Origin of the sequence: Acinetobacter sp. ANC5681, from assembly GCF_023488045.1 — a bacterium.
Taxonomy (GTDB): domain Bacteria; phylum Pseudomonadota; class Gammaproteobacteria; order Pseudomonadales; family Moraxellaceae; genus Acinetobacter.
The window spans coordinates 1-21,868 of the sequence record NZ_JAMFKZ010000033.1 but is presented as its reverse complement, the minus strand read 5'-3'; the positions used below and the strand labels follow the sequence as shown (position 1 = coordinate 21,868).

Sequence of the window (21,868 nt, the reverse complement as noted above, 5' to 3'; positions counted from 1 at the left end):
TGGTATAAGAGTCATATTCATAGATCATTTTAGATAGAGCTTCTCCCTGTGCTTTGGTTTCATCAGCAAATGCTTTTCTATCATTTGCAACACTAGCCATAACTGCCTCCCATTCATCGGCAGTGCTTCGTGCTTCAGCTCTCGCAACTCGACCCAATTCACGGAATCCTTGCGCTGCTGATCCACTTGCAGTACGACCGACATTTTCAACAGAATTGGATAGCTCATTCATCGACTTCACGGATGCTTTGCCCGTTTCATCAACCTGAACTTGCAATCCAAGTGACGCTGCTTTTGAATTTGCGGCAGAAATACGTGCAGCATCACCGCTTGCATAGGCAGCATCAATCGTTTTTTGATAAGCCTTTTGTAAATCAGCCTGTGTTGCTTGACCACTATTTTTGACAGTTTCAAAATCCATTAATGCTTGTTTAGCTTGTAAAGCAAGTTGCTCTTTTGTCTGAATCCCGAGCCGCTTAAATGCTTCCGTTACTTCGTCTGTTGTCTCTCCAACCTTTCCTGTTTGAATATCCAAAGCCAACATGCCATTTTCAACTTGTCTTGTTGAAAATACGCCTTGTGATTCAAACTCTTTTAATTTCGCTTTCGCAGCATCAATTTCTACCTGACTATCCGCTTTTTCTAGCCACGCTTGCCAACCTTGATAAAGGGTGTTTGATGCTTCCTGACCAGTGATTCCTGCCTCTTCAAGCTTTTGCTTTAAAGTATCAAGATTTGCGCTACCCTGACCAAAGCCTTGCGACATGATATTTGCAGTTTTATCAATATCAATGCCTAAAGCCTTGCCCGCTTCTCGTGCAGCTTCTAATTCAGGCGATAAATCTTTCGCTGATGCTTTTGCTAGATCAATACCTACCTTTAGCTGCTCGCCCGTAATTTTACCTTGTTCAGCCAACTCTTGTAGTTTTGCAATCGCTGCATCCACTTCGGCTGGGCTTTTGGCTTCACTTAACCACTTTTGCCATGCCTCGTATGTCAACTCTGCGGCTTGTTGACCTGTTGCACCGAGTGACTCAAGATTTTTAGCAAAATCATCAAGCGAAGATTTCTTTGCTGCAAATCCATCAGATACTTTATTTAGTGCAGTATCAAGATCAATTCCGAACACAGCGGCAGCTTTACGCCCTTGCCCCATCTTTGTTTCAAGACTAACAACAGCGCCGCCTGCCTCTTGCTCAATCGCTTTAACAATCGCCTTACCAGTTTTATCAAACTCAACTGCTAGACCTTGAGCTGCAATTTTATTAGCAATAACTTTTTGAGTATTTTCATCAACGGCAATACCGCCATCTTGCATACCCTTGATGACAGCATTGGAGCTAATGCCTGCCGCTTCAATCTGAGCATCAGCCCAATCCTGTGCAGCCTTGATTTTTTCATCACTGATTTTCTTGCTTTCAGCCTGATAAGCTTTCTCTTTCTTATCAAGTTCAGCAAGACCCGCAAGGGCTGCATCAATCGCTGATTGATCACCTGATTTTCTTGCATCAACTAATTGCTGTTGTAGCTTGATACGCTCATCACTAATGGCCTTATAGTCAGAAACATGCTTAGCTTCTTGAGCTTTTAAATCTGTAAGTGTTTTTTCGTTATTGGCAATTCGATCTGCATTTTTTTGATCTTCGGTTTTACCCATGTTCTCAATTGATTTAACAGTTTGAGATTCATAGTTTTTGATACCATCAAAACCTTTAGTGAAGTATTCATCAGATTTATTTTGCATTGCCGTCATATTAGCAATGGCTTCTTTCTTAACTTCACCCCATGTAAATGTAGCTTTAACTTCGTACCAAACCGCAGCAAGTCTATACAAAGTACCTGCAAAAAGATTAGTTACTACGCCAACCGCCTTAAACCCATCTCCAATCAAATTAATCGCAATATTTAAAGAATCAAAAGCTTTTTGGAGTCCGCTTACTTCTACGCCTGCTGGACGCAAGCCATCGGTGAAACTAAATACTGCTGAAAGAGCATCATCAAACACATCATTAAATGCTCGACCTACGTCTAAGACCGTATTGAATAGCGTTTTTATTGTGTCATAAATTGAAACTAATGCAGTTTTGAGAGAATCAATTGCGCCTTGATCGTAAATATCAGATAAATATGCGCCAAACTTTGCAAAACCGTTACCTATGTCATCAATAATTGGTTTTAGAAGGCCCATATTGTCTGCTAGTGTAGATAACCATTGAGCTACCGTTGCACTTGCACCATTGGCTTGATCCATCTCACCAATTAAGATTTGCCATTTAGTTGCAATTTTTTGCAGTGCATTGCTAATAGTTAAAGGTAGTTCAGCATATTGAGCATCTACACCAGCTTTCTGTTTTGCTAATGCTGCAAGTACACGTTCTGCACTGAGTTCTCCATTCTCAGCCATTTTGCGAAGTTCACCAGTGGTCACGCCTAAGCCTTTTGCAAGTGCTTCTGCCAGCCCATAGCCACCCTCCATGATGCTGTTAAATTCTTCACCACGAAGCACACCGCCTTGCATAGCTTGAATGAATTGCTGTACTGCTGCTTCTGCTTCTTGCGTGCTGCTACCGCCCAACTGGATCGCTTTAGTGACTGTACTGGTCATGTCTAATGCAAATTGCTGTGACTGACCCATGTCTTTAGCAACTGTATTTAAACGAGTGAACAGTGCACCAGTGTTATCAAGCGTTGAGTTTGTTTGCAGTGCGATTTGATGCACGCCCGAAATGGCTTGCTCAAAGTTTCCGCTATCTTTAGTTGATTGCTGAATCTTGGCTGATAGCATGGCATAGCTGTCTGCTGCTTCTGCAAGTTCCTTTACGCCTAAACCAACACCAATTGCAGCTAAAGCACCAACCAATAAAGTCGCACCAGCCCTTAAACTTGAAAAGCCTGCTTGAGCTTTATCTGAAACAGAACTTGTTTGTTTTAGTTCTTGATTGGCTTTACTGGTTTCCTGCGAAAATTTATTAAATGCCTGATCAGCTTCAATTACTTCTTTTTCTAATTTGTCAACCTCAGCTTGAGCGCGTGCTATATCTTGAGGTGTTGCTTTGGTGGTTGAGAGTGCTTGTAGTTTTTGTTTTGCTTGATCTAAATCAGACTTGAGTACCCCAAGCGCCTGTTCAGAAACCCGACCAAACTCTGCAAAATTCTTAGCTGTTGCACCTGCATTTATACCTGCATTTTGAATTGCGGTTGTAGCATTGTTTAAATTTTGAGTAAGTGCACTCGCCATTTTAGTTGTGCTTTCAGGCACAATTTCACCGATTTGCCTAGCGGTTTCCGCGGATGCTTGGCGTAACTTATCAGCCTCTTGTTTGATTGCATCAAATACGGCTTTAGTAGTGGCTTCCGACTGTTGAATATTAGATACATAATCTTTGGTATCACCTTCAAGAACAACTTTAAAAACTAGTTCTTTAGACATTTTATTCTCACAATAAAAAAGGGTTTCGTTTTGGACGAAACCCTTAGGGATTATTAATATTCATTTTTAGATTATTCTTCAAATGGCAATGTGTGCTGTGCTTTTTGAACCATACCATCTAGTTCATTTAACATTTTGGGCGTAATTTGCTTGCCACCAACACACAAAAAACGACCTGCTTCCGAAAGCGAATTTTTGAACTGTTCAACTTGTTGCATAAATCTACCGATTTCAATCTGTAAACTTTGATTCATGTTGCGAGATTGCTTTTCATGTTCGATGAAATACAAACGAACCTTACGTCCGACCTCCGTACATTCAACCATTGATAATTCTTTTGCCATATCAATAGATACAACATACTCTAAAGTCGTTACTGCACGAAATCCACCTTGATGCGGGACTTGATTCACCACTTGGTGAATCAAGTAGTCTACACCCTCAATAAAGCCATATTTTGCAATACGAGCTTTTATCCAGTCCGTGAATTTCTTTTTACTCTCAAGACCACGATGAACATCACGAGCATTTACACCCAATTGACTTTCATCTCCAAAATTTACATTAGAAAACTGCATTGGCATATTCATAATATGAACTCCGACTGTTCATTAAAGAAAAACACTGGCAAGAAGAAGTATGAACAGTCGAAAATGACCATCTTCCTTTCGGGGATCAGCCTAGCCAGTGGTAAAACGAAATTGTGAATCATCTAAAAAACATCAAATTTTTTTGTTCCATAACTTTTTCAGGCATTAAAAAAGCCGACTTTGTTAAGGTCGGCTTCGCTTTGAAAAATAGTAAATCTTGTCAATAGGTTTTTAAAGACCTACAGGGGTTATGGTGTCAACAGGATGTCGGGCATTAAAAAACCGACCATAAGGTCGGCTGTATAAGAGTTAACTCAACTTACCAAGCTGGAGCATTAAACCATTTTGGATTAACCCCAAAAATAGTCCCACTATGAAAATTGATCTGTTTCAAATCTGGGCTTACCAATGGCACACCTTTCCTTGTTTTGAAATCCAATTCAATACTTACCTTTCGTGCAAGTTTATTTGAGTCAAGAATATAATTTGAATAATACATCATGTCGCCTTTGTTGATTAGCATGAGAGCTTTCCAAACATCTTGCATCATAAAGTTTTGACTTAATACAGATTCTGTAAATTCTCGAATAAGCTCATACATATCTTTATCAAACAATGAACCTTGCTTACCTGCACTACTATACAAAGCAATTAGATGGTGAACATATTCAACCGCAATAGGAATAGCATCAAATGCAATCTCATCAATATGCTGAACATTAAATCGCTGATGAACCAACTTGTACGCATCGCTGTAGTTTAGATGCTTTGTTTTAGCAACCAATAAATTTACAGCGTTGGTAAGAGGCTCACGTTCAGATTTATGGGTTTTGTTAATTGATCTAGGATTGGTCGCCTGTCCTTTCGTCCAGTAATCCCACAAAACATCATCACATTCGTTTTGATACATGATGACTGAATCTCGGATTTCAGGTTTTACTTTGTTTGGGCTAATAGTCATAAGCCAGCCAAACAATTTTTTTAAAGGCAAGCAAATCATATTGTACGATTTCCCATCCTTACCAGTTGTCATGATTTCCATGATGACTGAATTAAACCGTTGTTTTAGCTTGTCATATTGTGCTTGCCAAGCCAAACCCATTCCTTCAACTATCGGGCGCATTGGTGTATATGGCTGATTATTAAAATCAACCACAATAAGCTCGTTATTGTGGAAAGGTACTGTGATTTGTTGTAGACTCATTGAAGTCATATTAATTTCCTTTAAGTTGACAATCAATTAAGCCCGACCGTCCAAAGTTTAGGGCTTTTTTGTTGTCTGTTGATTTCATGCTTTCGCACTCTCTTGTTTAATTAAAAGTTCAACTGCTTTATTCATCAAATAATTCATTGAACGCTGCTCTTTTTTTGCCATATCTTTTAATGGCTCATGCAATTCATTTGTTAAACGAAATCGCACATCGGTTGAGTTTTTTGGCTTCTCTTTCATTTGCTTCTCCTTAGTCCCCATACTGGGTACAAAAAGAATAGTACCCATTTTGGGGTTATTGGTCAATACCCATAATGGGGTTATTATTCATTTTATTTTTGATGCCTGTTTTATGAGTGAAGATCAAAACAATATTGTTACTCTTAAGGTTCGCGTAACCGCTGAGTTCAGAGAGAAAATTGCAACCACTGCAAAAGAAAATAACCGCTCAATGAATGCGGAAATCGTTGCTCGCCTAGAAGAGAGTTTTAGGGTTAAGCAGGGTAATTATCTTAATGATGACGCAGTCAATGATCTACTTGAGGCTTTTACTAAAAAAATATTCACAGCCCTAAAAAGCCAAGGAGCTTCGAGAGAGCTTATGGAAAGCACCGTCAATGAATTAAAAAATAAAAAAGCACCGTAAGGTGCTTTTTCTAATTTGGGCATCTCGCATCCCATAAGATTTTCATCATCCCATGATCATAAAATTTATCTAAATCCTCTATTGTCACCATATCTGTTTTATCGTCATAGATATACATCTTGAATCCTGTATATCCACCGAACCTATTTTTTGCATTCACTTCACCGCAATTGCCCTTTTGATTTCGGAACTTAGCTGAATCAGGATCAAAAGCTAACTCTTTAACCTTATTCTCAATTTCTTTAATCTTATCAGGCTTATCATCTTCAGCTTTCTTCTCAACAGTAGCTTGATTACTAACAACTTGATGATCTTTATCAAAATTCGCCTGTTCAATCTTTGCTTGTTTGTTGCTCTCAATACGAGCTTGCTCTTTTTGGGCTTTATCCTTAGCCTCTTGCGCTAATCTTGCTTGATTTTCTGCTTCTAGCTGTGCCATTTTTTGATTATGTTGTTGTGTTTGTTGAGCTAAAGCTTCTTCTCTAGCCTTTCGATCACTATTAGATTTCCAAACCACACCGATCATTACCAGAACTACAATGCCAAGAATAATATAGATATTTTTCACAACCTATTGCTCCACCATACTTCCGCAATGCTTACACTTCCTAGCATCATGGCGAATAAGCTCTCTACAATCTGGGCAGTTTTTTTGCTCTACACCATTTTCATCAGCTTGAACCTTATTACCTGCATGGTAGGCATATGCGTCTTGAGCTACTATTTTACTTCCTGATTTTTGTGTTAATGATTCGGGCTTTCTTACATAAGGTATGACAGCTGAGCTTTTACAGTTTGCACAAATGCCAATACCTCCTCTACGCCAAATCATATATATAATTCCTGGTATAATTGCAAAAAACCAAAACAATACAAATGATATTAAAGTGCTTCCTTTTAGTTCTGATTTACTAACTGTTCTACAGACCTGACATTCAACAACTTGACCAGCCATATTTTTATTCTCATTTATTCTTCACGTCTATTTTAAAAACTTTCCCATTACACACCCAAACAGTATAAGTCTGCAAATCAATATCATATTTATATTCAGTTGCAGCACACGAATATCTTCCTTCACCATAAACAAAGAATTTCGGTCTCGGCTTCCCTAATTTATCAAGCAAGTCTTGTTCTGAATCACCTATTAAAATTGTTTCAGTCGATGTTCTAATAGAACGTGTTTCATCAGCATAAATATTGCTAGAAAAAATTATTAAAAATACCCCTAATAATGCAAACTTCTTCATTATGTAAACCAATAGTTATTAATCCCACACAATGTAACAAACGGCGGAAACTGTGGCAATAAAAAACCTCCCGTAGGAGGTTCTTATTTTAAGCGTGTAGCAATCGCTCTGCACCAGCGGCTAGAAAAGCAGATCTCGATTTATACTGCTTATCTTTACCCACCTGATCATCAATCATACGAATTAGACGGCTAGGCAAAGTCACATTTACTTTTTCAGCTTTGCCCAAATATCGACTTACATCAACATCTACAACAGCCCAAATGAAGCCCTTATAGTCATCATCATTTAGATATTTACTTGCTTCAGATGCTAACGGTATATCGTTACCATCTTCTGCTAAGATTTCTAAATGTCCTGCAATTGCCTCTTTAACATTATTTAAGGCTTCCTCAAAAGTATCACCTGCTGAGAAACAGCCTTTAATATCTGGAACTGTTACGCCGTAAGCTTCCGTTTCTGAACCTTTTTCTACTGCAATTGGATATAACATTGCATTCACCTCATGTACAAAACCGTACAACGAAATAGGACTATATGAGTCTGAGTGCAGCGGGTCAGTTTAGACCCGCTTGCTTCAAGATGTTATTAACAGTTCCGATTGGTAAATCCTTTTTCGGGTGAGGTACTGTTACTAGCCCCTCTTTGGTAGGATGTTTAAAGTGATGGTGACTTCCTTTAACTCTTACCTCATACCAACCGTCTGCCTCAATCATCTTGATTAAATCCAGACTTTTCACATTGTCCCCTAATTAACTTGATGAATACATTATAACCCTAGAGTTATATAAATACAATAACCATAGAGTTATTTTTATACTTATTGTTTTAAATATTTTTCCCAAGCCTGCTGCTTCGCATGATTAGCCACTCTTGTTGCAATTGCATAGGATTTGATTTGTTGTCTTTCGATGGCTTGGGCTTCTTTTATATATTTTAAAAATGCGCCGTAGGACATATTTAAAACTTCTTTTTCACTATGGCCATGCTTAATAAGATATGAAATCGCATTAAACCAGCTGGAATCCTTGCTGTTTTCGCCCTTAGGTTCTTTCTTAAAGAAATCCTCATTCACCTGAATGATATTTAAAACCAGATCTGCAATAGCTGATGTATTCTCTAATTGCTTTGTAAAATAATCAGCATCGAGTGTGGTTGCTAACGAAAACACACCCATGATTTGAATCAAATCCGTATCAATTAACGGTGTGATTGTTTCTATTGAATAACTTTCTAGCTTTTTAATTGGTTCTGCAAACTGTCCAAAGCGATTTAAGTTCTTTACTTGGATCTGCTTAATCTCAATATTCTGATCAATGAATACATGGGGCAATGATTCATTGTTTAAAAGAAAAAAGTCATTCATAGAAAAAATCCTAAAATACAGGCACGAAAAAAGACGCTGATGCGCCCCTGTGCCTGTATTGTGTTGTTTAAGCTGCTGTCGGAATCGTAACGAGATGACCAAAGTAACCTAGCGTTGGATCTGCTTCGTTTTCAATCACAGATAACGCCGTGCCTTGAATGTCATATTGACCAAATTCATTGCCGTGAATTAGTGGGAAAGTTGCTTCAGGTGACTTGGTTGTACGCCACAGGTTTAACGCCATGTGTTCACCCGTTGCTTTATTCGTTCCTTTAAAGAACAAGGCGTATTCAGCACCCAGATCCGATGCAAAAGTTGTATTGGTCACATCACCCGTTGTGTACGTGATCTTTAAAGGCATGGTTAAACCTGTTACATCGGTAATGGTGATGGTTCCAAATTTCGCATCAAGCTTAATCTTATCGTTAGCAACGGTAACAGGTGTGCCAGATGTTGAATCCTTAACCGTAACCGCAGATAAGTTATAACCACGTAATTTGATTTCATCACCTGCAATCACAGTACCAAGATTCTGATCCGTGTGAGTAGTTGACACAATCTTATGATTATCAGCCGATAAAATATAAGCCAGATTTTCAGCGTTAATATCTTCAAGCTTTCCAGAAAACGTAACTTTGACCGCATCATACAAAACCAAGTCGGTTGTGTTGTGAATGGTCATACTTTCTTGGTGCTCAATCACATCTACACCGATGGCAATCTCAAATTCGGGAACATTGCCGATATGACGCATTGCACCTGCTACACCGTTAGCAATTCTTGATAGATAGAACTTGCCCCGCAAAATAATGTACTTATTTGACATCCGCTTTGACCTCTTTTTGTTTAACTGGTGCTTTCACTTCAACTAACGGCGTTTCAGTTTCAGCCTGTGTTTCTTCTGCTACTTCAACAATGACTTTTGCCTCAAGTAGATCAGCGATTTGTTTCTCACTGAGACCTACAACAAAGCCATCTTTATTGAACCGCCCCACAGGTTGCAGGGCTTTATATTGTTTATCTGCCATGTTAAGCAGCTCCTATAATTTTTGTTGATTCAAATATCACGGTGTAATAGACAAATGCAGGTCCATAACCATCTTTCACATCAACGATTTGCAAAGGATCAATTGAGTTATCTGGTTCCCACCCTGAAAGCAGTTGAATAACCTTATTAAGCAACTCACCTGCCTCATCCGCTAAAGCTGTAATGTCATTCAACTGAGCTTTCGCATTGCGACAAGCCACCGTCACAGCCCATTGAAGCCCCAGTAAATTGCTTTTTCCTTTGCCTGCATCATCAATCTTGCGTACTCGTACAAAATTAACGTGTGCAGATGGCACAACCTGAGACATTTCCGTCACAGAAACAGAGTTCATTGGTGTATAAATCTGCTTAAACTCTGTAATTTCTTTGAGCTTTTCAACAATTTCAGCACGTACAGCGAAAAAATTAGCCACTTAAGTGCCTCCCAATGATGTTGAGAATCGACTCATCATCTTCATTATTAATGCCTAAGAATGATCGCGGTGGGTTAGTGACTTCTTTGACCTTGCGCCAGTTACCACCGACATTAAAGACTAGGTACTGCGCCGTTTTTGGAACGATATGCGCCCCAAAATGAAAAGGGATCGAATATTCTTTATCCGATCCCCACTCTACGCCGTTGGCCAACACATTATGATGCAGCCCTGACAGTAGCTGCCCCGTATCTCTACCTGTCTCACCACCTTGTAGCTTTGCTCTCCATGACTGCTTCCAAGGATTACCATCTAAGTCAGATTGATTTAAAAATCGCTGTTCTGAAGAGCTAACACCATAAGCACCGATCTCATCAAACATGGCTTTCTTGTCATAACCAACAAGATGCTCTAACAACGCCATGATTGGTGATTCGCCATCCGCTGTTACTGATATAGCAACTGGCATACAACCTCCTACACGCTCGGCATTTTATTCAACTGCTCATCACTAAAAACGCCACCTGTGTAACTCGTACCTATGGGAATAGATTTAGGGTTACGCTTTGGCTTTTCTTCAATGACTTCATTTTGCTCATTCTGAATCGGTAAAGTCGCCAAGCCTTTTACAATATCTTTTAGATATGCAATTTCAGCTTTATAGCGATTGTCCACTTCTTCAGTCGGCTGTTGGTAATACAAACGGTAACGAGTGATATTACATGCCACTCGTTTTAGGGTGCTTGGAATTTCAGGCAACGGTAATGAATAGGCCACAGCGACATAGCTATCTATTTCCTCTGTGGCATCCTGAAGCGCTTCTTCAAGCGCTCCTTGTACAGTCTGCATGGCTTCAAGGTTTGCTATTTCATCTGCACCAAACCTTTTTTCAAGATCAGCTCTAGTCGCATACATAAGACACCTTACTTGGCATCATCTGCCGTTTTGGTTGCAGGTTTCTTCGCTGTAGCTGCTTTGAGTTGCTTATCTAATTCAGCAACCTGCGCTTTCAGATCAGCAATTTCGGCATCTGCTTTCACCTTGTCATCTGAAAGTAGCTGATTGTTCGCTTTCAGATCAGCAATTTCGGCAGCAAGTTGCTGTAACTGCCCATTGGAACCATCGGACTGCTCCTGTTTAGGCTCCGTGTATTCCTCAATTGCCCCAGATGCTAAAAGGGCTTGAAGATCAACAACTTCAAGCCCTTCGATTTCTTCACCTGGTCTAAAATGACCAATGGATTGTTTTGCAATGTACTTTGGCATTTAGTTCTCCTTAAACAAAGCCACGACCACCAACCAAACCGTTTTTATTGTTTGGCACGGCAAGTGGTGAGGACTCAGCCAACATTTGAATACTTGAAGGATTCTTTTCCTGCCACTGGGTGAGGAAAAACTCTAGGGCTTGACCAAAGGCATCAATATTTTGAATCGCACAGTGCGCCATCCAGCCATTAGCATCAGAAATCATCCCGAAGAAATCTTCAGGGATGAAACGCTCAACCGATCCGTTCATGTTGTGGGTGCCGTCATAGGTCCAGATCTGGACATTATCCACTGTGCCACGGAACTGCGGTTTAGCTGGGTCATCAAATGTCGGTGTGATTGGAACACTGATGCTTGCATACGGCTTAATGAACTTTTCCTTAAACTCATCATTCTGGATCAAGGCATTGAAAACCTTTGATGACGTCAACGCCAGGTTAGGTGCCACACCAGCGTATTCAACCGAAATGTTGATCATGCTTTGCATGTCCTGAACAGGCGTGGCATTGGCAAGGTTCCACTTTACCAGCGGCGCAAAGTTACATGCGGCGTCACGGTTGTAGTCAACGGTATAGGATGGAAAGTCTGCCGATGCAAATGTAGTTTTGCCATACAGCAGCACATCACGGGCAATCAGCAGCTTTCGATTTTCAATCGACTGACGTAGATAAATCGCCTTTTGTGCCTGATCAATCAGCAATAATTCTGCATCACTTAAACGGTTTGATCCTGTTGCAACAATGCCATAGCGGCGTAACTGTGAGACCAGTGCAGAATCTTGGACATCACTTGGTACAATAGTCACCATTGGCTTTAAGTAAGCTGGCTTAACAAAACCCACTTTTCCTGATTCAGCAATATTGATTTGGCGACCTGCAACATTCGGACTTACAAACGGCGCAAGTGGTGTGGCTGTATTCAATTCACCCACAGGAACTTCTTTTTTAGAGTAAGAAACCCGTTGTGGAAAGAAACGATCCATCAACCAAGTATCCACCTTTTTCGTGGTGTCTGTTAATAATACCAACTGAGGAATATCCAATAACTCAACTGGTGCATTTTGAAATGTAAAACTAGTGCTCATGATTTACCCCACGACTTTGCGTAATTCGATTTTATTCTTTAGCCCCTGTGCACGAACCGCATCCACTTGGTTGGTGGTCAGTTTGGTGCCGTTGACCGTTACCACGGCAACATCAAAAGGCCCCTGCACATAGATTGGCATTTCAAGGCCATTGGCAGCGTGATAGGTGGATTGCTCCGCTGTCATGTCCTCAACCACAATGGCATGCCAGTCGCCCACCACACCGCTTGTTACAGCAGGATGTGTAGCAACATTCGCTGCGCTAACTGCGATCAGATCCCCACGTTTATAAGCCGTTGCGGTTGTTGGCTTGGCATTTTCAGTGCGTACACCATCACCAACGATGAGTTGGCGGCTTTCAATTGTTTGTGTAATTGTGCTTCCCATGATGAGTTCCCTTATTTTTGTGCTGCGGCAAACTGGTGAAATGCCTGGTCGAGTGCGGAACCCTGAGGCTGACCTGCACCGCCCTGTCCACCATTTGCCTGATGTGTAAATAGATGCGCTAATGCTGGATTAGGCTGTGTAGGTGTGGGTTGTGGTGCTGGTTGCTGTTCAGGTGTCTTGCTTGAGAATTGACGCAACTGTTTAGCGGCAAAGCTAAATGTCGCATCGTCCATATTGGTATAAGCTGTTTTATCCTCAGCGCTGAATTGGACCTTTAATTCAGTTTCCAGTGCTGTAATATCATCTGTCCGCTTTGTTGCCTTGAACTGCTTCAACTCATTTAGAGCATTGTCACGCTCGGTTGTAAGCTTTTGATTATCAGCTTTCAGTTGTTCTAATTCGGTCACGTCTGTGTCCTCTTGCTTGTTAAATTGTCTAGGTGTGTGACTTGCTGCTACTGCTGATGTATTGTCATCAGCACCAAGCGCACAAAATGAAACCTCACGAATAACGCCGTTACGAAAAATCGTGATAGGTGCTTTTAAAGTTTTGCCATTAACAACAACTTCACCGCGCTCTACTTCTTCAATTGAACCCGGATCGATATAAACTGACATCTGCCATGGATAACCCTCATCACTGTCCTGCGTGACTTCTTGGCCATACTTGTTTGAGAGCAAATCGCCAACAACCTGCAACCCACCTTGATTGTCTTTTGTAAAACTTCGAACAACCCCAGCACGTTTCCCCGTATCGTGATCAATCAAAGCGCCTAATGGCGTTTTAATCTGCATAGTGTCCAGATCAAATACCACATCACCCCAGTAGTAATGCCCTTGGATCACTTCTCCGCTATACGCAACACCCGTAAACGTGCGCTTCTTGCCTTCTTCTGCTTGCTTAGCAATATCGAACGGCTGTGTTTTAAACTGGAACGCTGAGCTTGGCGGGTCTTGCGATTGTTTATCTCCTGCCACTTTTGTTTCTCCATAAAAAAACCGCCCAATTAGGACGGCTTTTGTGTTGAATGAATTAATTGACTAAGGCTCTTAATGTATAAATTAATTGCCCTCGATTTGTTTCAATAGAGACAACTTCAAATGAAAGCCCAATCTCAAATAAAACGCCTTGACCTGCATTAAGTTTGTTTAAATCAATCCCCAAACCTTTTGCATTTTCGATTTGAATCACTACATCAGAACCTTGACCCGCCACCAATAACGGCGAGTCAAGCTTTAATGTTTGTCCAACTTGTAAAGCTGCGACCTGATTCAATGTTGCAGACCCAATGACCGCCGTTGAAACGTTATTGGCCACAGCTTTAATTTGTGCCATATCCTCTTTAACCCAACGATGCAACACTTCTTCAGCCAAACTGATTGGCTTGTTTTTCAAATAGGAACTTAAAGCAGCATCATTGCCCTGAACATAATCCAAGAAAGTTTTAACTGCACTTGGTCTGATCGTTGGATCTAGTGGAATAACAGTATTGGCTATCGTCTGAAATAGATCTCGGCTTTTATCATCCATTGGTGATAACAGGCTTGATAGCTTTTGACTCGCTTTCCATTCAGCCATGACATTTTGCTTGAGACTAAGCAAATACTCTTTATCCAAAATTGAATTGGCGATCTTGGTATCTACGACCGATTGCATTTCACCAAAGGTAAGCGGACTGGTGGACCATCCGTTATTATCTGCAATAACGGGTAGATCCTCATCCGCTGTAATCCCGTATTTAAGCGCTTGTTCTTCAGTTAGAGCGATGATCGTACATCGACACATAAAATCCCACGGCGCATAGTATTTCAACCAAAATGGATCATCTATGTGTCGAATAATGCGGTTCAATGCCAAATGTGATGGTCTAACACGGCTATCATTAATCGCGACATACATTAAATAAGGACGTTTAGCCTTATTTCGTTGCTGCTGTTGCCACCGTCCGTGGCCATACGCCGTCTGAATATTGGTTCTAAAAACATTCTTGAGATAAGGCTCACTCAAAATGATTTCATTTTCCTCAACCAATTTTTTAAAGTCATTGAACGTGCCACCATCAATAAGAACCTGATTCACAGACTTAATGACCGTCTCGATTTGCTCAATACCAGAAAGAAAGCTCACCGTTGTGGCCATCTGTCTTGTATTTAAATCAAGTTTATAAAACTCATCGGGCAATACGATTTTACGGCTTACAGCAAATTGAATCGCTTCGAGAAATGAAAGTGGTTGCATCACTTCCCTCCTTTAGCCGATACATACCCATAAACATCCGCCGCATATAAAGCCTGATCCAAATTAGCCATAAAAGTAGATTCACTCGCACCAGGCATTAATTGCATCAAATTAAAAGCCAATCCCTGCGGTGAGTCGCTCTTTTGAACCAGCTCGTTTACTTCCGCTTGGCTCAGCAATTGTATTGATGCTTGCTCATCCGTAAGCTCTTCAATTTCTTGCTGATCTGGTGAGAATTTCTTAACTGAAGCAGCAAAACTAAATGGACGCTTAGGCAACACTTTAAATTGCGGTTGCGGTGTTTGACTTGGCAGATTCTCGGCTAAGTCTCCTTCTTGCAATCCATACTCTCGGATAAAATATTGTGTGGTAAATACCGCACCTGCATCTTTAAGCTTTACGTCACGCTCAGCCTGATCTTTATTGAGCTGCTTAGACTTCTCACCCAAGATAATTTCATGCTTACCCCAACCATTTAAGGCACACAATGCATCAACAATAGCCTGAAATGTGGGGGTAACTAATCGAATATCCGCATTCAATTTATCTTTGCGCACATTATCATGGACTTCACCCAGTGCACGACTCCCTGTGCCATCAGTTCCACTTGTGAGGGTTTGCCCTAAAATTACCTTTTGAATTTGACGAATGATCGTATTGTTAAAGGTCTCAAATGACCCACCAGCATTGCCTGATGATGGTGCTGATAAAATTTGTACATCATCTTCAGCGTCAATCGAAATAACACTTTGAGCATGAGCATTTAACAGTGCTTGATTCATTTCAGATGGGTCTGAATCTTTGCATTTTCCTAAAAGTATAGGTGTGCCGAATCGTTCTAAAAACTTCGCCCAAAACTTAAAGCCATTTTTACGAAAGAAATCTAACCAATACACAACTGTCAGTAATGCTTTACCGTAAGGCTGCTTATAAGTTGATTTACGCCGTGTCATAAAGAATTTAAAGACTTGATCGACTTCGTATTCTTGACCCGTGCCCTCTGGTCGATAGATTAAACGACCATCGTTTTTAGGCTCGAACCACTCCATTGGCTTTTCACCGACCCATTGAATACCGATGTAATCACCATCTTGGTTGTAAACCAACTCTTGAACTGAATAGCCAAATAGCAAAGCGTTAATTGAAGCCGTTGCAATTTCAGCAAACCATTCCTTTATTTCTTGCATTAATAAAATGGCTTCTGGTGTATCACTTGGCTCAAATCGAAATGGAGTTGCAAGTAATGCATCTGCCCGTGTTTCAACGGCTTGCGATATTTCATCATCATCAAGAAGAATTGCTAAGCGATGGCGTTGTATCCCTGCTTTGCGCAAAGTCTCATCTAAATCAAGCTGCTTACTTGCTTTGTAAAATTGACTGACCGCTTCTTGAGAATATAAATGCCCATTGGACAAAGCCTTTTTAGGCGCTTTGTCCTTGATTTTAGACTTTGCCATGTTGATACCTTAGTTAAAATGTTCGACTTCCTGCTGTTGCAGGCTTTTTAGATTGTCTTGATTCATTGAGATCATTGAATGCATCACTGCACCCATCCACCTGATCATCATGTTTTGCATTCGGGAAATTTCGTAATTCTTCAATCAGTGCTTTGTTCCAGTCACCCCGAAGCATTTTCACATTGCCCACATTGACCTGAGCGGCAAATGGTTGCGCTCTGGTGATCTTATCGCCTGAGACTGGCTCAGCCTTAACTTTGAATCCTGATAATTTGCCAACAAAGTTTTTCGCTTGTGATTTACCAGCTTGACCAGGGTCTTGTGGTAATCGGATGAATACCCCCTTGCCATCTAGTTGAGCTGTTTGAATGATCGTGTTCTCAACTCCATCGGGCCCCCAGCGTCCACGCACCATATCAGTGATATAAATCGTGTTGTCTTTGGCTTTCGCCAGTTTAGGGCCTACAGTGTAGTCACCCTCATTCTCCGTAGCGGCTAAATCCCAAGCACGACATTCTTTAATCAGATCTGTAGGTAAAGCATCAACAATCTCAATTTTATCAGGCTTAAAAAAACCGCCTGCTGGCGGTGATGGTCGTTGTAGATACTGTCCTGAGAAAACATACGGCGATGTTTCTTCCATGATACGCAAACGCTCAATAGTGTGCTTTTCTGGCCATAATGCTGTGCCGTCTGGCTGAATAGCTGATAAGCAGATATGTTCCCATTCCTCACCATTGCCGCCGTCTAATAGCCACCCTGCTAGATCTTCTTCATGTAATCTCTGCATGATGACAATAATCGGGGTTTCTGGGGAATTGGTACGCGATTCAAGTGTGTTTTGAAACCATTCAATAACACCCTCACGTATGGTTTTAGACTTGGCTTCACTGGCTTTGTGTGGGTCATCAATAATAATTGCACCACCGAAACTTTCACGAATCTTACCTGCACCGAAACCAGTAATCGTTCCACCAGTACCTTGAGCATAACAAACTCCACCTGCTTTGGTGCGCCAATCATCCTTAGCCTTGCTGTCATCACGTAACTCAAAATCAGGAAAAACGGATTTAAAAGACTGTTCTTGCACTAAGTTACGAGTCTGAAAAGCATTGTTGGCCGCCAATGTGGCTGAGTAGCTGATATGAATAAATTCACTATCAGGCACTTTCCCAAAACACCAAGCCATAAAATTAATCACAGCAAGTTCTGTTTTTGAGTATCTGGGTGGGATATTAATTATCAGGCGTTTAATTTCGCCGTTAAAGACTTTCATTAATGCATCACAAACTACCCTGTGATGCCAGTTATGCCGCCATTTATACTTACGGCGTTCTTTGAACATATATCGCGAAAAGAAATAGAGATCTTGCTGTGCTTCGATCTGTATTGCTAACTTGCGATCATCCTCAATACTCATCTAACGCCTTTTCCCTTGCCTTAAGATAATCTTCAACCGTGGTCTGTGATTGAACAGTTTCTACAGGCCCGCCGTTTGCACCCGTTATCTCTTGTCTATTGGTGTATAAGCCACCCATTTCTTTAGCTGCTTGCTCGGCCCATTTCGGAATCAAAACTGGATTGTCTGGGTATTTATCAACTAAACCCTGTAGAAGCTGAAGTCGATAGCGCATGTTGGCAATAGGAATAGCTTCAAGTTCTTGGTTTGCTATACGGCGATATTCAAAGAATTTATCCCGCAACTCCTGACTTAAGTCTTGACCAATTCTTTTTGTTGGATCGTAGGCCTCACATTGTTGTGGGGTCACATCAATACTAAAAACTTCTTTAACTGAACGGGATGTTTGGGTTGGTGTTTCAAACTCAGCAAGCATCCTAACGATGAACAGTTTCACCTTTTTGGTAATACGTGCCATTTCCACCATTCCATCTAAGTACATCTAAGAAGAATGGCAAAAAAAATTTCTAAACCACTCTTAAATAACAAGTTCCGCAAGCATGATAAACATCAGCTTTTGCTACCGTCGGACGTTGATTTGCAGCATTAACCATTTCTTGAACTTCCTGATTTGCTCCATAACGGCGAATAACGCCCGTGAACTCTTCAACATCATGACCTTGTATCGTCAACTTGGGCTTACCCGTTTCTCGGTTATAGGATGGCATGCCCCATTCATCTTTCTTGTGGGCAATATGATAAAGCTCATGTTCGATCAAAGCACAGAAATCAACATCATTGGCTTGCTGGGCATAAGTGGCATCAATCGTGATTAAGTACTCAGGCAAATCATTGAACCATTGATAAAACTGTTCTTCCTGTCGTTCTTTCTTCCAGCCACCAGCATTGATCATAATCTTTTCAGCTTGGCCAACGACAAAGCGACCTTGTTTTTTAAATCCACCTTTTGCCCACATGACGGCGATCTGCGGATAGTGGAAAGCTCCTAAATGTGCATGATCAGGGTTAAATAGCTTATGTTCAGGATTAAGAAATATAGACTTGATCCATCGCCATAATTCAGGTGCTGGTGCAAAGTTTGGTGTGTCTAAGGCGAAAATCCATTCTGGTGGATATGGACGTTGCTGGATTACAAAACCAATTTCATTATTCATCTTTTCACCCGTATATCACGGCGACCTTTCAACCACTTTAATTTTGCAATGGCCAAAAAAAATCGCTCATCTTGTTGAGCGATTTCTTCATCTGTTAAGCCTTTTGTTGTGCAGCTACCTAAATGCTTTAATTCTTGTTCAGTAGTTAGAATCTCGTTATCTATATTATTTTGACTCATAGCATCTCCAAATAAGGAAATAAAAAAGCCCCGCCAATATCTAGTATGTTGGCAGGGCTTCATGCGCCGTAATCCGTTCAGCAAAAGAATATATTCTAAAGAGGGTTAGCAATTTGTTGGCTGCGCTACCGCCCGAACTAAAGCCATAATTCCTGTTTGAATATCAGTTTTACCAATTGCTGCCCAGCGCAAAGGCTCAGCTTCTTCAAAGCGTCGGTATTCATGACATTCATCGGTGTTGCCGTTATAAACATTGTAAGGCCGACCTTCATACCCATGCCCTTTAATTGATTGACGTGCATTTGCCAATTTAACTTCTACATCTGTGTCCAAGCGACCAGCAAGCTCAGCCTGAAGTGCAAGTAATTCAGCGCCCTTCTCTTTGATGCGATTCATTAAATCAACTTCTTCTTGAGTCAATTCACGATAACCTTTGATTTTACGATGTTGGTTTTCCATTTTAATTCTCACTTTTCTCTAGGCAACAAAAAAGCCCGCATATAAATGCAGGCTTAATTCTTGGTAAATCGCTATAACTCCGTCCACCATATCACAAATCTAAACGAAGTGTGCTACACAGTCAAGTGAGAATTATATCAATCGCTCATTGCAATCACTGTGATCATAACCATTCGGTCTGCGGTTGAGTAAATTCAAACATTCCTGATCAAACACCATCGGCAAATGCTTTTGCAGTGTTTCATTAAAATCAGTTGCAGATGCTTTCATCTCATCCAGTATTGCCCTGACTACTTGATGATCGCCACGTTCACGGATGACCTGTTTGATTAACGCCAGTTCACATTCACGTCTTGCTTCGAAGTACGGCTCAACAACATTGAGGATACGCTGAAATTCTTGTGCCAAAATTGGCAAATGTTGAACTTCAAATTTCGCTGGGCTTGGTACACCAGTAACTTTGCGTAACGAGTACCAGATACCGAACTTAAATGCTTCACCATGACCAATGTGGTGGGTACACGCCCAGATCAAACGCTTAATATTTAACATATCGTTATTGTTGATGTAGTTGCGTGGGGTAATAGGCTTAGGTGCTTCGTATTTACCTGTTTTGCGGATAGCTGGGAGAACTTCAGAAGTTACCCATTTCTTGAATTTCTTGGCTTCTGGTTTACGGCTTTTTAGGATTGCTGAGTAAAGTCCAGATTCGTTGATGATAAGCATTTCTTGGCTTCCACCAAGGGTATGCACATTATGCATACCCTTTTCATCATCATCTAAATTGCGTGTCATTTGAGGTGCTGATGGATAATCGAGAGCACTAGCAACATCAGCAGCGACAAACCAAAGCTCACCATTTAGATCAATGATGCGGACGTTATATTCATTGTGGAAAGTGAAATTAGAAATTGTATTCATAGTGAACACCTCTGATTAATTGAGACTTCCACCACCAAACCAATGCGACTTAAATAAGGTGGCAGGATATACAGGATTCGCATTACCAGAATCAGAGAACTGGCGCACATAAGTGCTCCTGCACATCCCACCATAACGGTTGTCTAGACGTAAAAAAACCGCCTAGAGCGGACATGCTCTCTGATAATTTGATGGATGCGAAACCAACACACCCGATTTTGCGAGTGCATACTTAAATTACAGTGAATTAAAAGCATTGTCAAACCTCTGCTTTTAATTCAATAACACCATCCAAATACGCAAGACCCAAGTCAATTTCTCTACGCACTGTTGCCTTGCTCACTTTGTGGGTATTAGCAATTGTCTGGTATGACCAATCATTCTCATATTTAAGAATCAACAGCCATGCACGTTCCGCTAAATACTCCCGACTGTCACTATGCATTTTTGCCAAAAGCTTACCCACTTCAACTGCTTCAAAATCTGTAATTTCGCACGGCGTTGAAATCTTGCTACTGCGGATTCGAGTTATATCCGCCTGATCCATTGCTACCGCTATCGGATTGGCTGAATGCTTAAAGCCACCAGAGCGCACCCACAATCCATATTGCTCAAGCCACTGATGAGCTGAACGTTTAGACCAGTCCATTTTTTGCTTTGCTGCTGCATTCATTTAATCAAACCTCTCTCACATCAATATTTAGAACCGTTTTCATTAAGTGCTTTTTGTTTCGATAACTGTCTTTCTTTCTCGTCGCTTCCGACTTCACATCTTCGACAATGTATTCACCAGTAATGATGTAGTAAGTGAAATCAGCAAAATAACGTAGTGCTGGCTTTGCCCTTTTCTCTCCCTCTAACTTAGTTTTTGGCGCAAGTTCAAATTTAGTGTGATGCTCTAAACCGAAGATCTCGCCCCTTTGCTGCATCGCTTTAAGCTCGATGTACCGCTTGTGTTCTTTCTTGCTGTCAAAAGTCATCCCGTCCATTTCAACTTTCTGAGCATTAAACTTATTGCGTTTAGCCGCCTTATGTTTTTCAGACTGCTTCAAGATTTCACGGCGGTACTGATCGACGCTTATTGATGTCATTAAAATTCACCAACCCTTTCAATCACAGTCTTGATTGCTTTCAATGTCATGTCTTTATCAACTGGATTCATCAAAAGAGTTTGTATGTGCCAGCATTTCGTTTGATATTTATTAGCCTTTGCCTTGTGAGCCTTGCAATTACGATCCAACTCATCATTAAATAGAAGCAACTCAGCGTGTTCTTGCTGAAGCTGCTCAAGTGTCATGTTCATGTAGTCACTCATCTAAACCACCCTTAAGCGCTTGCTCTAACTCGTAAG

General features: G+C 40.9%; 31 protein-coding genes. 1 reads left to right on the top strand and 30 read right to left on the bottom strand.

Features of this window, described 5'->3' with window-relative positions; genetic code table 11:
- From M5121_RS13765 to M5121_RS13750, 4 genes are all read right to left on the bottom strand, one after another.
- The coding region (locus M5121_RS13765; protein ID WP_249571484.1) for a tape measure protein at positions 1 to 3,430 on the bottom strand (3,430 nt) is incomplete at its 3' end.
- 71 nt (positions 3,431 to 3,501) lie between these two features.
- Positions 3,502 to 4,020 carry an antA/AntB antirepressor family protein gene (locus tag M5121_RS13760; RefSeq protein ID WP_249571483.1) on the bottom strand — a complete coding sequence of 173 codons (519 nt, stop codon included), beginning with the start codon at positions 4,018 to 4,020 and terminating at the stop codon, positions 3,502 to 3,504.
- A 319-nt stretch (positions 4,021 to 4,339) separates the two neighbouring features.
- A complete protein-coding gene (locus M5121_RS13755; protein ID WP_249571482.1) occupies positions 4,340 to 5,233 on the bottom strand; it encodes a phage antirepressor N-terminal domain-containing protein in 894 nt (297 codons plus the stop codon).
- A 75-nt stretch (positions 5,234 to 5,308) separates the two neighbouring features.
- Positions 5,309 to 5,470: a toxin-antitoxin system HicB family antitoxin gene (locus M5121_RS13750; RefSeq protein ID WP_249571481.1), complete on the bottom strand. Its 162-nt coding sequence runs from the start codon at positions 5,468 to 5,470 to the stop codon at positions 5,309 to 5,311.
- A gap of 112 nt (positions 5,471 to 5,582) precedes the next feature.
- Here M5121_RS13750 and M5121_RS13745 point away from each other — a divergent pair, with 112 nt between their 5' ends.
- Complete coding sequence (locus tag M5121_RS13745; RefSeq protein WP_249571480.1) at positions 5,583 to 5,876, top strand: Arc family DNA-binding protein; 294 nt, start codon at positions 5,583 to 5,585, stop codon at positions 5,874 to 5,876.
- A gap of 10 nt (positions 5,877 to 5,886) precedes the next feature.
- Here the strand turns inward: M5121_RS13745 and M5121_RS13740 are convergent, their stop codons facing one another.
- The 26 genes from M5121_RS13740 to M5121_RS13615 all read right to left on the bottom strand — a co-directional run bounded on the left by M5121_RS13740 (position 5,887) and on the right by M5121_RS13615 (position 21,832).
- Positions 5,887 to 6,444, bottom strand: coding sequence for a hypothetical protein (locus M5121_RS13740; protein ID WP_249571479.1), 558 nt, complete (start codon positions 6,442 to 6,444; stop codon positions 5,887 to 5,889).
- A gap of 3 nt (positions 6,445 to 6,447) precedes the next feature.
- Entirely contained in the window at positions 6,448 to 6,831 is a 384-nt protein-coding gene (locus tag M5121_RS13735) for a Pmp3 family protein (protein WP_249571478.1), read from the bottom strand.
- 10 nt (positions 6,832 to 6,841) lie between these two features.
- A complete protein-coding gene (locus M5121_RS13730; protein ID WP_249571477.1) occupies positions 6,842 to 7,126 on the bottom strand; it encodes a hypothetical protein in 285 nt (94 codons plus the stop codon).
- Between the two features lie 88 nt (positions 7,127 to 7,214).
- Complete coding sequence (locus tag M5121_RS13725; protein ID WP_249571476.1) at positions 7,215 to 7,619, bottom strand: type II toxin-antitoxin system HicB family antitoxin; 405 nt, start codon at positions 7,617 to 7,619, stop codon at positions 7,215 to 7,217.
- 64 nt (positions 7,620 to 7,683) lie between these two features.
- Positions 7,684 to 7,866 (bottom strand): type II toxin-antitoxin system HicA family toxin, encoded by a 183-nt coding sequence (locus M5121_RS13720; protein ID WP_249571475.1) that lies wholly within the window; start codon positions 7,864 to 7,866, stop codon positions 7,684 to 7,686.
- A gap of 80 nt (positions 7,867 to 7,946) precedes the next feature.
- On the bottom strand, positions 7,947 to 8,492 hold the full coding sequence (locus tag M5121_RS13715; RefSeq protein WP_249571474.1) for a hypothetical protein: 546 nt from the start codon (positions 8,490 to 8,492) through the stop codon (positions 7,947 to 7,949).
- A 67-nt stretch (positions 8,493 to 8,559) separates the two neighbouring features.
- On the bottom strand, positions 8,560 to 9,318 hold the full coding sequence (locus M5121_RS13710) for a phage tail tube protein (protein WP_249571473.1): 759 nt from the start codon (positions 9,316 to 9,318) through the stop codon (positions 8,560 to 8,562).
- Positions 9,308 to 9,520: a hypothetical protein gene (locus M5121_RS13705; RefSeq protein WP_249571472.1), complete on the bottom strand. Its 213-nt coding sequence runs from the start codon at positions 9,518 to 9,520 to the stop codon at positions 9,308 to 9,310. Before M5121_RS13705 ends, M5121_RS13710 begins: the two co-directional genes overlap by 11 nt.
- Before the next feature lies 1 nt (position 9,521).
- Complete coding sequence (locus tag M5121_RS13700; protein WP_249571471.1) at positions 9,522 to 9,953, bottom strand: phage tail terminator protein; 432 nt, start codon at positions 9,951 to 9,953, stop codon at positions 9,522 to 9,524.
- Positions 9,946 to 10,422 carry a phage virion morphogenesis protein gene (locus M5121_RS13695; protein ID WP_249571470.1) on the bottom strand — a complete coding sequence of 159 codons (477 nt, stop codon included), beginning with the start codon at positions 10,420 to 10,422 and terminating at the stop codon, positions 9,946 to 9,948. Before M5121_RS13695 ends, M5121_RS13700 begins: the two co-directional genes overlap by 8 nt.
- Before the next feature lie 8 nt (positions 10,423 to 10,430).
- Positions 10,431 to 10,868 carry a gp436 family protein gene (locus M5121_RS13690; protein ID WP_249571469.1) on the bottom strand — a complete coding sequence of 146 codons (438 nt, stop codon included), beginning with the start codon at positions 10,866 to 10,868 and terminating at the stop codon, positions 10,431 to 10,433.
- A gap of 8 nt (positions 10,869 to 10,876) precedes the next feature.
- Complete coding sequence (locus M5121_RS13685; protein WP_249571468.1) at positions 10,877 to 11,218, bottom strand: peptide chain release factor 1; 342 nt, start codon at positions 11,216 to 11,218, stop codon at positions 10,877 to 10,879.
- A 10-nt stretch (positions 11,219 to 11,228) separates the two neighbouring features.
- Positions 11,229 to 12,302: a major capsid protein gene (locus M5121_RS13680; protein ID WP_249571467.1), complete on the bottom strand. Its 1,074-nt coding sequence runs from the start codon at positions 12,300 to 12,302 to the stop codon at positions 11,229 to 11,231.
- A 3-nt stretch (positions 12,303 to 12,305) separates the two neighbouring features.
- Entirely contained in the window at positions 12,306 to 12,689 is a 384-nt protein-coding gene (locus tag M5121_RS13675) for a hypothetical protein (RefSeq protein WP_249571466.1), read from the bottom strand.
- An 11-nt stretch (positions 12,690 to 12,700) separates the two neighbouring features.
- Positions 12,701 to 13,666: a hypothetical protein gene (locus tag M5121_RS13670; protein WP_249571465.1), complete on the bottom strand. Its 966-nt coding sequence runs from the start codon at positions 13,664 to 13,666 to the stop codon at positions 12,701 to 12,703.
- Positions 13,667 to 13,721: 55 nt separating this feature from the next.
- Complete coding sequence (locus tag M5121_RS13665; RefSeq protein ID WP_249571464.1) at positions 13,722 to 14,927, bottom strand: phage head morphogenesis protein; 1,206 nt, start codon at positions 14,925 to 14,927, stop codon at positions 13,722 to 13,724.
- On the bottom strand, positions 14,927 to 16,384 hold the full coding sequence (locus M5121_RS13660; RefSeq protein ID WP_249571463.1) for a phage portal protein family protein: 1,458 nt from the start codon (positions 16,382 to 16,384) through the stop codon (positions 14,927 to 14,929). Before M5121_RS13660 ends, M5121_RS13665 begins: the two co-directional genes overlap by 1 nt.
- A gap of 13 nt (positions 16,385 to 16,397) precedes the next feature.
- On the bottom strand, positions 16,398 to 17,804 hold the full coding sequence (terL, locus tag M5121_RS13655; RefSeq protein WP_249571462.1) for a phage terminase large subunit: 1,407 nt from the start codon (positions 17,802 to 17,804) through the stop codon (positions 16,398 to 16,400).
- The gene (locus M5121_RS13650) at positions 17,794 to 18,261 is read right to left on the bottom strand and encodes a DUF2280 domain-containing protein (protein WP_249571485.1); all 468 of its coding nucleotides are present in this window, start codon (positions 18,259 to 18,261) and stop codon (positions 17,794 to 17,796) included. The genes terL and M5121_RS13650 overlap by 11 nt, the downstream gene beginning before the upstream one ends.
- Before the next feature lie 49 nt (positions 18,262 to 18,310).
- The gene (locus tag M5121_RS13645) at positions 18,311 to 18,958 is read right to left on the bottom strand and encodes a putative metallopeptidase (RefSeq protein WP_249571461.1); all 648 of its coding nucleotides are present in this window, start codon (positions 18,956 to 18,958) and stop codon (positions 18,311 to 18,313) included.
- The gene (locus tag M5121_RS13640) at positions 18,955 to 19,137 is read right to left on the bottom strand and encodes an ABC transporter ATP-binding protein (protein WP_249571460.1); all 183 of its coding nucleotides are present in this window, start codon (positions 19,135 to 19,137) and stop codon (positions 18,955 to 18,957) included. Before M5121_RS13640 ends, M5121_RS13645 begins: the two co-directional genes overlap by 4 nt.
- A 105-nt stretch (positions 19,138 to 19,242) precedes the next feature.
- Positions 19,243 to 19,596 carry an Acb2/Tad1 domain-containing protein gene (locus M5121_RS13635; protein ID WP_039047524.1) on the bottom strand — a complete coding sequence of 118 codons (354 nt, stop codon included), beginning with the start codon at positions 19,594 to 19,596 and terminating at the stop codon, positions 19,243 to 19,245.
- 132 nt (positions 19,597 to 19,728) lie between these two features.
- Positions 19,729 to 20,517, bottom strand: a complete 789-nt coding sequence (locus M5121_RS13630; protein WP_249571459.1) for a BRO-N domain-containing protein — start codon at positions 20,515 to 20,517, stop codon at positions 19,729 to 19,731.
- 259 nt (positions 20,518 to 20,776) lie between these two features.
- A complete protein-coding gene (locus tag M5121_RS13625; RefSeq protein ID WP_249571458.1) occupies positions 20,777 to 21,190 on the bottom strand; it encodes an antiterminator Q family protein in 414 nt (137 codons plus the stop codon).
- A 4-nt stretch (positions 21,191 to 21,194) separates the two neighbouring features.
- Positions 21,195 to 21,608, bottom strand: coding sequence for a DUF1064 domain-containing protein (locus M5121_RS13620; RefSeq protein WP_249571457.1), 414 nt, complete (start codon positions 21,606 to 21,608; stop codon positions 21,195 to 21,197).
- Positions 21,608 to 21,832 carry a hypothetical protein gene (locus M5121_RS13615; protein ID WP_151800719.1) on the bottom strand — a complete coding sequence of 75 codons (225 nt, stop codon included), beginning with the start codon at positions 21,830 to 21,832 and terminating at the stop codon, positions 21,608 to 21,610. Before M5121_RS13615 ends, M5121_RS13620 begins: the two co-directional genes overlap by 1 nt.
- Positions 21,833 to 21,868 lie beyond the last annotated feature (36 nt).